We start from the raw sequence: 9,872 nt of genomic DNA, 5'->3' as shown, positions 1-9,872 counted from the left end.
CCGGGTGGTTGGTGTTTTTGGTTTCAGGGGTTGAAGGTGTGTGCGGGTCGTCATGTGGATGTGGCTGGCCGGCGGCCCGCAGCTCGGCGGATTCGCTCGACGGCGTTCCCGGCCGCCGCCCGTGGTCGATGTCGTCCTGCCGCAGCCACTTCGACAACGTGACGGGATGGATACCGAGTTCGGCGGCTGTGACGGGGTGCTGGCTTCGAGTCCTTTTCTGTAGTGGGTGGGGGCGTCTGTGGAGTTCTGGCGTGGTGATGTGTTTCATCGTGGCGCTGTGTTGTTGTGTGGGTGTGTCGTGTTTGTGTGGTCTGGTGGGTGTTGGCTGGTTGGGGTTGGTGTGCGGGTGTGTGCGGTTGTTTCAAGCGGCAGTGGGTGCCTGCCCTTTTCGGTCCCGTCTGGTGTTGTGCTGCAGGGCGGGCGTTCTCATGCGGGTGCGGGGGGTGTTGGTCAGGGGTGGGGTTTGTTGAGGTATTGGTTGGTCCAGGCGCTGATGATGTGTGCGGCGCGTTGTGCTTGTCCGCGTGCGGTGAGGAGGTGGTCGGCGCCTTCGAGGGAGATGAAGGTGCGTGGGTGGCGGGCTTGTTGGAAGATTTCGGCGGCGTTGTTGATGTCGACGGTGGTGTCGGTGGGGGAGTGGGCGACGAGCAGGGGAAGGTTCAGGTCACTGATCCGGTCGCGGAGGTGGGCTTTGCGGACGTCTTCGACGAAGGCGCGTTTGAGGTTGAGGGTGCGTCCGCCGGTGAACCATGTGTGTGAGCCGTCGCTGAGGACGCGGTCCAGGACGGAGTCGTATTGCCGTTCGACGTGGCTGGGGTCGATGGGGGCGGCGATGGTGGCCAGTGCGCGTAGGTGGGGGATGGTGGGGGCGGCGGCGAGGGCGGCGGCGCCGCCCCAGGAGTGTCCGACGAGGAGGTCGATGGGGGTGCCGCGTTCGGCCATGAAGGTGGCGGCGCGGAGGGTGTCGTGGACTTTGATGGTGAAGGAGCCGTCGCCCCAGTCGCCGTCGGAGTCGCCGATGCCGAGGTTGTCGAAGCGGAGTGTGCCGATTCCTTCGTGGGCGAGTTGTTTGCTGACGCGGGAGGCGGCTGGTGAGTCTTTGCCGAGGGTGAAGCCGTGTGCGAAGAGTGCCCAGCCGCGGGTTTTGCCTTCGGGCAGGTCGATGACTCCGGCGAGTTGGGGGCCGGTGGTGCTGGGGAATCTGACGTGTTCTTTCATGTGTGGTGCTCACCTCGGCAGAGACCGGTCAAAGGGGACGGGGCGGGGCGTGAGGGGCGTCGGGTGGCGCCACCGCGGGCCGGTGGGCAGCATGCCATGTACTGGTCACCGCTTTCGACTGGCCGGTCCCGTGCGGGTGAGCCTGGCTGTCTCGGCCGGTACCGGTCCTGCGGTTTTGCTGGGAGGCGGCCCGCTGTTTCTGCATCAGGGGTGGTGTGGCCGGGTGGGGGCGTGGGGTGTTCGTGGGGCGGCGGACAGATCGCGGTCCGTCTCGTCGTCAGCCCGGTGTCGGTATCCCGGTGTCGGGGTTCCCGGCGCCGATGACGACGGGGGCCTCCTTGAGCGGGCTGAGCCGGCCGCGGGTTCCGCGGAGTGCGTTCCGTGTGGCTGGTGCCCGGCCTGCCCGGCCTGCCTGTGCGGGGTGGTGGCGGTGGGCGGGCTGGTATCCGTTCGGGTCCCGGTCGGCTGTGGGCGGCGCGATGTTCCGGTGTGCCGGTGTTCCGGTGTGCCGTGGTGGCGTGGTGGGTGGCCGTATGTGTGATGTTCTGCTGTCCCCGAGGGTGAGGGTGTGTGTTGGTGAGGCGGTGGGAGCGGGCCGTGCGCAGTGGTGTGACGGGTCCGGTGGCAACTGGTGGTGCTGTGCTGCTCGTCGGGTTGTCCTGGGCGATGGAGTCGTTCCTGGGCAGGGTCAGCATCAGCCGCGGGTACGGCACCTTTGATTTTCCGCTCGCCCTCAACTTCGCGACCGTGGCGGTGTGTGGGGCCGCCTGCCTCGGGCCTGCCGTGCGTGCCCGGGCCCTCGAGGGGCTGAAGGCCCGGTGGTCCACGCTGGTGTTGACGGCCCTGGCGCTGATTTTCGTCCCTTACCTCGTCCTCTACCTCGCGCTGGGTACGATCACCCCGGCGGAGACCTCGCTGATCAGCAGCATGACACCGCTGTTCTCTCTGCTGGTCGGGGCGGCCTGGTTCCACACCCGCATCCGCGCCGCCACCGCCGCGTGCGTCGCGCTCGGTTTCGGCGGCGTCAGCATCCTGATCGTCCCGCAGGTCTCCGATCCCGCCCGCGGCGCGCAGACCCTGTGGTACCTGATCATGCTGGTGGTGCCGCTCTCCTACGCCGTCAGCGGGTTTTTCATCCGCAGGGCGGCCCGGCTCGGATCCGGCTCCCTCCAACTCCTCCTGGCCACCAATCTCGTGTCCCTGGCACTGTTCGCCGTCCTCAACCGCGGCGTGCGCCTCCCGCCGTCCGCCCGGGCCGGCGATCTCGTCCTGTTCGCCGCGGGTGTGGTCTTCAACGTGCTGGCCGTCATCGCCGTGATGCGCCTGTCGCGGATCCTGTCCCCGCTGGTTTTGAGCTTCTCCAACTACGCCACGGTCCTGTTCGCCTTCCTGCTCACCGCGCTGTGCCTGCACGCTGGGCTCGGCGCCCGTCCCGTGGCCGCCGCGGCCCTCGTCGTCGCGGGCTCCCTGCTGGTGGGAAGAACGCAGCAGACCGCTTCGCCCGCCCCTCATCGGCCGTCGTGAAGCCCGATATCCGTGCCCAGGAAGCGGGCCCGCCTACGGGCGCCACGGGAACGGGGGGGATCACCACCGCCGGCATTGCGCAGGCCGGTGACTGCCCATTCGCTGTGCGTACTGTGTCAGCCGGTGGGAGTCGCTGTGCGGCGGCGCGGGCCGCCGGTACGGTCCGACGGGGCGTGTGGATCCGGGAACGACTGCTCCGCTTCACGCTGTTGAGCTCCTGTCCACCGGGAGCGTCGCGCGGTGGCAGGTGGGGGAGGGGCTCGTGGGCAGGAGGGGGCTCGGCGGCGGTGGTGGTGCCCTGGGCGCTGTGTCGGGATGCCCGGGTGCGGAACAGGGCCGAGCCCGCATGTGCGGGCATCCGGATGTCGGCGTGCGCGCCGCCGGCGGTTGGTGGCTGCTTCGGGTGTTGCCTCGGTGACCGCCTGCCGGTGCTCCATGGCCGACGGGTCCGCAGCTGCCCGTCTCCGTCACGTTCTGGTCGATGGTCTCCAGGGCTGGTGTGCAGGCGGTGTTCCGTCCGTCGGGGCGGCTCTGCGGACCGTGCCGCGGCACCGTTTCCTGCCTGATGTGCCGCTCGCCGCCGTCAGGTGGGGGTGGTGCGCAGTACGGTCAGCAGTGCGGTGGCGGCCGGGGTGGGGTTGAAGTCGCTCCGGGCCAGGTACGCGCTGCGGGCCGGGCCGGGCCGTCCGTCGCCGCGAGGGCCGTCACGGGGGGTGCCCGGCCGCAGGGCCCCCGGGGACAGCAGGGCGACGGCGAGGTTCTGCTTGGGTGGACATCGCCTCGAAGGTCACGTCGCGAAGGCGTCGGCGTGGTCGGGTTCGCCGGATGGCAACTCACCGCGGGCGGCCTGGTGCTGCTCGCTCCGGTACTGCTGGTCGAGGGCGTACCCGGCGGTGTCGGCATCCGGGCCGTGGCCGGGTACCTGTGGCTGGGCGGTGCGGGCGGACTGATCGCGTACACCTTCTGGTTCAGGGGCCTGCGCGTTCTGCCGGTCACCGCGACCGCTCTGCTCGGCCTGCTCTCCCTCCTGGTCGCGACCGCTCTCGGCGTGCTTCTCGCCGGCGAGAGTCTCGATCCACTCCAGGTCCTCGGCTTCGCCCTCGCCCTCGCGGCCCTGGCGGCCGGACAGATCACCCCGGCACCCCGGCATCCCGGCATCCCGGCATCCCGCACACAGATGACCCCGGCATCCCGCACGCAGAAGGGCCCCCGCGCATGAACATCACCGTCCTCGGTGCCACCGGAATGGTCGGCTCACGCCTTGTCGCCGAAGCGGTCCTGCGCAGACACCGCGTCACCGCCGCGTCCCGGCACCCGCTCGACACCACCACGCCCGGCATCACCCCCGTGACCGTGGACGCCGGCACCTCCGAACAGCACGGCGGAGCTTTCGATGCGGCACTCGAGGCAGCCGACGCCGCCGTCCTGGCCGTCCGGCCCGCCCCCGGGCCAGGAGGAGACGATCGGGCCACTGGCTTCGGCCGTTCTGGACGCGACCGCCCGGGCCGGTGTCCGGCTGCTGGTCGTCGGCGGGGCAGGCCCGCTGAAGTCGCCCGGCCGCCCCGGCCTGTTGGTGATCGACGACCCGGCACATGTCCCCGCCCAGTGGCGTGCCGTCGCAGGCGCCGGCACGGCGCAGCTGCGGACCTGCAACGAGCACGAGAACGTGAACTGGACCTGCCTCAGCCCGCCGGCCGTCCTCGAACCGGGCACGCGCACCGGCAGCTGCCGCCGCGGCACGGCCACCCTGCTCACCGGCCCCGACGGCATCTCACGGATCAGTGTCGAAGGCCTCGCCGCAGCGGTGCTCGGCGAACTCGAACAGCCCGGCGGGGAGCGGCACTTCACCGTCGCGCAGAGCCATGCGGGCCGCGCCGCCGGCTGAATGCCGCCCTCCCGGCCCGCCCGGCACCTGGTCCAGGGCCTGTTGCGGAAGCGACATCGCCCATCGCCAACCGCCAATCGTCGGTCGCCGTGGAAGACGGGGTACCGGTGAGTGAGCCCGGCGCGCCGGCACCACTTCACCGCGTGCCCCGCGGGCGCACGGCACCCGTGCCGCCCGGAGGCCCCGGGGCTCCGGGGCCCGGACCGGGGTGTGAGGATCACATCCGGATCAGAAGACCAGGACGGTCTTGCCGTCCAGGCCGCCCTGGAGGAACCGCTCGTGGGCAGCCCGTACTTCCTGGAGTCCGAAGAAGCCGGAGTGCACACGCACCCGCAACGAACCGCTGTCGGCGAGTTCGACGAGCCCGGTGAGTCCTTCGCCGTCCTCGCGCACCTGGTTGACCGTGGTGCGCACGCCGCGGGAGGACAGGTCCGGGGCCGGGCCTGCTTGGGTGGCGATCGATGCATAGCGGCCGCCGTCGGCCACCGCCTCCGTGACGAACGCCCCGAAGGTGTCGAAGGCGGCGTCGTAAGCACGGTCTGCGAGAGCGTGCGGATCGGTGGTGACGAGTTCGCCACCGTGATCGCGGGCGAAGGCGATGTGAGCGGCGCGGGAGACCAGCGCAGCAACCTTCACTCCACGTGACCGCGCGATCTGCAACGCCAATCCGCCCACTGCACCGGCGGCACCCGCGATGAGCAGGCGCTCGCCGGCCCTTGCATCCAGCCGGTCCAGCGTCTGCCATGCCGTCAGACCGGGAAGCGGCAGGGCTGCCGCCTCCACCAGGCTGATCGAACGCGGCGCGGCGGCCACTGCGCGGGCGGGGAGTACGACCAGGTCGGCCCACGTTCCTCGACCGGAGCCGAGGTGGTGCGACATCGCGATCACACTCTCGCCGGCACGCAGTGCGCTGTTACCGCCGTCGGCCACGATCCCGGCCAGGTCCGACCCCAGCGTCAGAGGCAGGGGCGGCGTTCCTTCGCCGATGGCACCTTCCCGCGTCTTGTCATCCACGGGATTGATGCTCGTCGCCACCGTGCGGATCAGGACCTCGCCGGGGCCCGGCCGGGGGTTCTGGGACTTCGACGATGTCGAGGACCTCAGGAGTGCCGAAGCGGTCGATCTGTATGGCGCGCACGAGAGGCCCTTCACACTGCGGATGCTGACAGCAGGGCCCAGCACCACTGCTGAACTGGGGATTCCCGCCGCCGGGTGTGCGTACGGTCCGGTGTGTGGTGAGGCAGGGGGTGCCGGGGTTCGTACGTGCCTGTTCCCGGTGTGACGTGGATGGGGCCGCCCAGGTGTGCGCCGTGCCGGGCGCGCTCACGGTGTCCCGGCGTGCGGGGAGCGGCGTGCGGGGGTCGGGGAGTGGGGTTCGGTCGGATCAGGCTGCTGGCGGTCCTGTATGGACTTCGGCGGGGGGCATCGCCGACCCGCTCCGGGCGTGGTGCGGCGGTTGTCCGCGTGTCCCTGGCGGGCCGGCCGGGCCTGAGGTGGTGGTCCGCACGGGCGGTATGTGTGTGTCAACTGGTCGGTGTCCGCGGTCCGGTGGGGACGGCTGTCCTGGCCTGCCCTCGCGGGATGTGGTCGCCGCACTGCTGTTAGCGAATGTGGGATGTGGCGGTGTTCTGGAGGCATGGTTGGGGGGTGTGGTCCGCCCGCGGTTCGGCCTGGCCCGGGGGTTGCGACGGTGAAGAACCGGGCCGGCGGCGGTCGTGACCGCGTCGGTGCTCGTCGTGTCTGCGTCGGCGGCCGTCGTGGCCGCGTCGGCGGCCGGCGGTCCGTGCTGGTGTTTGTCGTGGCGGCGGTCTGGGTGGCGCAGCGGGTCTGTGGTCATGGCGGTGGAGTGTGGGGGAGGGGGTGTGGTCACGGGGGTGAGGTGGTGGGCAGCGTGGTGCCGGGTATGTGCGACGGCCCGCCCCGGGCGACTGGTGATCGGTGGTCCGGGGCGGGCCGTTGTGGTGCTGGTGTTGCGGGTCAGGCGGGGGTGATGTTCTCCGCCTGGGGGCCCTTCTGGCCCTGGGTGATGTCGAAGTTGACCTTCTGGCCTTCCTGGAGCTCACGGAAGCCGGAGGCGTTGATGTTGGAGTAGTGGGCGAAGACGTCGGGGCCGCCGCCGTCCTGCTCGATGAAGCCGAAGCCCTTTTCCGCGTTGAACCACTTCACGGTTCCGGTGGCCATGTGTCCTCCTGGAGACTCGAAAACGGTCCCGCCCTGTGCGGGAGCCGGAGGTGATCGTCCTGGTCCTCCGAGACTCTGAACAGCAAGACGCCCGTGAACGCGTGCTCACGGGCGAACCGGTACTTCGGATCCACGACAGCTGCGCATGACGTTACACGGGCCGGGCGCCGTATGGCGGGTTCTCGTCAACTTCCCAGTGCCCCTGTGGGCGCTGCGGCTGCCGGCGGCGGGGTCACGGACCGGGCCCGGCCGCGCGGCCCGGCAGCCGCGCCGGGCGGCCGGCGCCGGGCGGCGGCCTGAAGAGGATGGCCCGCCACGGCCCGGACACGGGGGCGGCGGGCCCCGCCCGCAGGGAAAGGGAAGACGGGACCATCGCGGCCCGCAGGGGAGACAGGACCACCGTGCCGGCGGGCACCGGCCCCCGGCGCAGCAGCTGCGCCCGCCCCGGGCCGCTGCCCGGCCTCTCCGTCTCCGCTGTCCGGCTGCCTGGTCGCTGTTATCCGTCCGTCCTGTCTCCGGTGTGCCGGCCGGGGAACTCGGTGCGCGTGCCGAGGAGTTCGGTGAGCCGGCCGGCGAGTGGACTGTGCAGGCGCTCGAGGTGCGGGTGCGTGTCCGCGAGGGGGGCCAGCAGGGCGCTCGCGTCGTCGGCGCCGAGTGCTTCGCTCAGCCGGGCCCGGGCCGGTGCGGGCAGTCCGGTGAGCGCGCTGATCTGCCCGGCCAGGGTGCGCAGGCCGGCGGCGTGGGACCGGGCCCAGGCCGCCTGGTCGCGGTCGGTGGCCCGCTGCCGGCGGGTGGCCCGTACCCGCTGCTCGCCGGTGGTGCCGGGGGCTCCGGGGCGCAGGCGCAGATAGCGGCGTTCGGCGGCCTGCCGGCTGGCGACCCCCAGCGGGTCGGCCAGGTCGGCCCAGCTGGCGCCCGCGTGGCGGGCGGTCTCGATGAGGCCGGGTTCCCAGCCGGCGAGTTGTTCACGCAGCTGCCGCAGCAGCATCAGCGCGGCCAGGGCCCGGCCCGGGTCGGTCTCGGCGGCCGGGCCGGGCCGGGCCGCCTGGGCGCTTCGGACGCTCTTGTCGATGGATTTCAGAGCGTGGTCGGCTGCGAGGAAGGAGGCGGGTGCCGTCGGCCCGCCATGGTCGTCGGTGGTCATCAGCACCCCTTGCACCATGTCGTCCTGCATCATGTCGTCTGTTGGATGACATTCCCGTTTGTCATCCAACAGACGACATGCTACAAGAGAAGCAGGTGACAGCGCATGGCAGAGACTGCCCGAACCGACGTGGAGGTGTATTCACGATGCTGATGCGCACCGACCCCTTCCGTGAACTGGACCGGATCACCCAGCAGTTCCTCGGCCCCGCGGCCGGCACATGGACACGGCCCTCGGCGATGCCGATGGACGCCTACCGTGACGGCGACGCGTACGTGATCGCCTTCGACCTGCCCGGCGTCGAGCCCGACGCGATCGACATCGACGTCGAGCGGAACATGCTGACCGTCAAGGCCGAGCGGCGCCCGCTCGCCCAGGGCGACCAGGTGCAGGCCGAACTCTGCGAACGCCCCCTGGGCGCCTTCTCCCGCCAGGTCGTGCTCGCCGACACGCTCGACACCGAGCACATCGACGCCGGCTACGACGCCGGAGTCCTCACCGTGCGGATCCCGATCGCCGAACGGGCCAAGCCCCGCAAGATCAGTATCAGCGCGGGCAGGGACCACAAGCAGATCAGCGCCTGACGCCCGGCCACGGCACCCCACCGCGGGCGGGCGGCACACGGCCACTGTCTCCCCTTCACGCCGCCCGCCCGCCCCGCCCTGTCCTCCCGCCGCACCCCCGGAGGGACACGCATGGTCATACGAGGAGACACCTCCCGCGAACGCATCCTGGAGCACGCCCGTGCGCCGACCGCACCGGGTCCGAGCACGCGGGCGCGCACCGCGCCGGCGCTGCGGGGCGCGCACCGGGTCGGCCACGTCCGCACCGCACCGGCCGCCCGCCTGCCCGAACCCGTCGCCCCGATCCTGCTCACCCCGCCGCACCCCGCCGAGCCGCCGAGCCGCCGCGCCGCTGAACCACTGAGCCCCGGACGGCCCGTCCGGGCCACCGCCGCCCGGACCGAGGGCGCCACCGGACACACCGCCGCCCGGGACGCCGGCGCCGCCGCTGGCGCCGCCGGAGAGGACCTCACCCGCCACATCCTCACCCACCTCCCACCCGGCCACGCCCTCCTCTCCGGCCGCCCCGCCGCCCGCCCCACTCCGACCGCAACCGCCCCCCAGACCCCCAGCCCCCCCAGACCCCCTCCCAGCTTCCCCCCAGACCCCCTCCCCCCTCCCAGCCCCCAGACCCCGGAACCTCCTGCCCCTCACCGCGCACCCCACCGGACCCCGACCCGCACACCACCGGCAACCACCCTGCACAGAAAGGCACTTCACGCGATGCACCCGGCAGCCCCCTCCACCGCAGCACTGTGGCCGGACACGTCCTACGAACAGCTCCTGGAACGCGTCAGGTACGAGGGCGTCTACGCCACCCGCGAGCAGGCCGAGAAGATCACCACGGACGTCCTCGCCGCACTCGGCCGCCGCCTGGCCGCAGACGAACGCGTCGACCTCGCCGCCCGCCTCCCGTTCGAGGCCGCCCGCACCCTCACCTGCCAGATCCCCGACCCCACCCCCCTGGCCGGCTGGGCCTTCGTCCAGGACCTCGCCACCCGCACCCGCACCGGCACCGCCGCCACCCGCTGGGCCGCCGGAACGGTCCTGAGAGCCGTCGCAGCCCTCGCCGGCCCCGAACTCCTCGACCGCATCCTCACCCACCTCCCACCCGGCTACGCCCTCCTCTTCGGCCGCGCCGAACTCACCCAGACCCGCGCCGGCAACCGCCTGGCAGGCGCCGGGAACTGACAGCACAACGGGCGGGCAAACGACCACCGCCGCGCGCGGGCAGCCCACGGGCGTCCTTGCGAAGAGCGCTCTCGCCCTGCCGGAACAGGGGAGTGAGAGACCGTACGCCAATGTAGAACACTCCACATATCTCCGATGGTCAATAATGTGTGCCCGGTCGCCGAAT

10 protein-coding genes are annotated in these 9,872 nt (G+C 71.7%); 5 read left to right on the top strand and 5 right to left on the bottom strand.

All coding sequences use genetic code 11. The annotated features are described in order from the left end of the window. Positions 1–268 (bottom strand): transposase (locus ACP4E5_RS45800; protein ID WP_483030486.1); only part of this gene is annotated, 268 nt, incomplete at its 3' end. A gap of 182 nt (positions 269–450) precedes the next feature. Then, the gene (locus tag ACP4E5_RS45795; protein WP_425842370.1) at positions 451–1,218 is read right to left on the bottom strand and encodes an alpha/beta hydrolase family protein; all 768 of its coding nucleotides are present in this window, start codon (positions 1,216–1,218) and stop codon (positions 451–453) included. A 597-nt stretch (positions 1,219–1,815) separates the two neighbouring features. Here ACP4E5_RS45795 and ACP4E5_RS45790 point away from each other — a divergent pair. The 3 genes from ACP4E5_RS45790 to ACP4E5_RS45780 all read left to right on the top strand — a co-directional run bounded on the left by ACP4E5_RS45790 (position 1,816) and on the right by ACP4E5_RS45780 (position 4,627). Next, the gene (locus tag ACP4E5_RS45790; RefSeq protein WP_425842368.1) at positions 1,816–2,742 is read left to right on the top strand and encodes a DMT family transporter; all 927 of its coding nucleotides are present in this window, start codon (positions 1,816–1,818) and stop codon (positions 2,740–2,742) included. Between the two features lie 808 nt (positions 2,743–3,550). Beyond that, entirely contained in the window at positions 3,551–3,961 is a 411-nt protein-coding gene (locus ACP4E5_RS45785; protein ID WP_425842366.1) for an EamA family transporter, read from the top strand. Between the two features lie 174 nt (positions 3,962–4,135). Next, positions 4,136–4,627, top strand: coding sequence for an NAD(P)-dependent oxidoreductase (locus ACP4E5_RS45780; protein ID WP_425842364.1), 492 nt, complete (start codon positions 4,136–4,138; stop codon positions 4,625–4,627). Between the two features lie 228 nt (positions 4,628–4,855). On the opposite strand, the gene ACP4E5_RS45775 is transcribed toward ACP4E5_RS45780, so the two are convergent. The 3 genes from ACP4E5_RS45775 to ACP4E5_RS45765 form a co-directional block, all read right to left on the bottom strand. Next, entirely contained in the window at positions 4,856–5,641 is a 786-nt protein-coding gene (locus ACP4E5_RS45775; RefSeq protein ID WP_425842362.1) for a zinc-binding dehydrogenase, read from the bottom strand. Between the two features lie 963 nt (positions 5,642–6,604). Next, the gene (locus tag ACP4E5_RS45770; protein ID WP_160508150.1) at positions 6,605–6,808 is read right to left on the bottom strand and encodes a cold-shock protein; all 204 of its coding nucleotides are present in this window, start codon (positions 6,806–6,808) and stop codon (positions 6,605–6,607) included. A gap of 496 nt (positions 6,809–7,304) precedes the next feature. After that, positions 7,305–7,952 (bottom strand): type III effector protein, encoded by a 648-nt coding sequence (locus tag ACP4E5_RS45765; RefSeq protein ID WP_425842359.1) that lies wholly within the window; start codon positions 7,950–7,952, stop codon positions 7,305–7,307. Positions 7,953–8,098: 146 nt separating this feature from the next. Between ACP4E5_RS45765 and ACP4E5_RS45760 the strand changes: the two genes are divergently transcribed. Further along, entirely contained in the window at positions 8,099–8,536 is a 438-nt protein-coding gene (locus ACP4E5_RS45760; protein WP_425842357.1) for an Hsp20/alpha crystallin family protein, read from the top strand. 702 nt (positions 8,537–9,238) lie between these two features. Next, entirely contained in the window at positions 9,239–9,706 is a 468-nt protein-coding gene (locus tag ACP4E5_RS45755; protein WP_425842355.1) for a DUF2267 domain-containing protein, read from the top strand. Positions 9,707–9,872 lie beyond the last annotated feature (166 nt).

Origin of the sequence: Streptomyces fractus (assembly GCF_049844455.1) — a bacterium.
Taxonomy (GTDB): domain Bacteria; phylum Actinomycetota; class Actinomycetes; order Streptomycetales; family Streptomycetaceae; genus Streptomyces; species Streptomyces fractus.
This window is presented reverse-complemented; position numbering and strand designations above follow the sequence as displayed.

Excerpts from the sequence above, each read along its gene's own strand:
- ACP4E5_RS45795 (WP_425842370.1), bottom strand. The coding sequence starts at position 1,218 with ATGAAAGAACACGTCAGATTCCCCAGCACCACCGGCCCCCAACTCGCC.
- ACP4E5_RS45780 (WP_425842364.1), top strand. The coding sequence starts at position 4,136 with ATGCGGCACTCGAGGCAGCCGACGCCGCCGTCCTGGCCGTCCGGCCCG.
- ACP4E5_RS45770 (WP_160508150.1), bottom strand. The coding sequence starts at position 6,808 with ATGGCCACCGGAACCGTGAAGTGGTTCAACGCGGAAAAGGGCTTCGGC.
- ACP4E5_RS45765 (WP_425842359.1), bottom strand. The coding sequence starts at position 7,952 with ATGACCACCGACGACCATGGCGGGCCGACGGCACCCGCCTCCTTCCTC.
- ACP4E5_RS45760 (WP_425842357.1), top strand. The coding sequence starts at position 8,099 with ATGCTGATGCGCACCGACCCCTTCCGTGAACTGGACCGGATCACCCAG.
- ACP4E5_RS45755 (WP_425842355.1), top strand. The coding sequence starts at position 9,239 with ATGCACCCGGCAGCCCCCTCCACCGCAGCACTGTGGCCGGACACGTCC.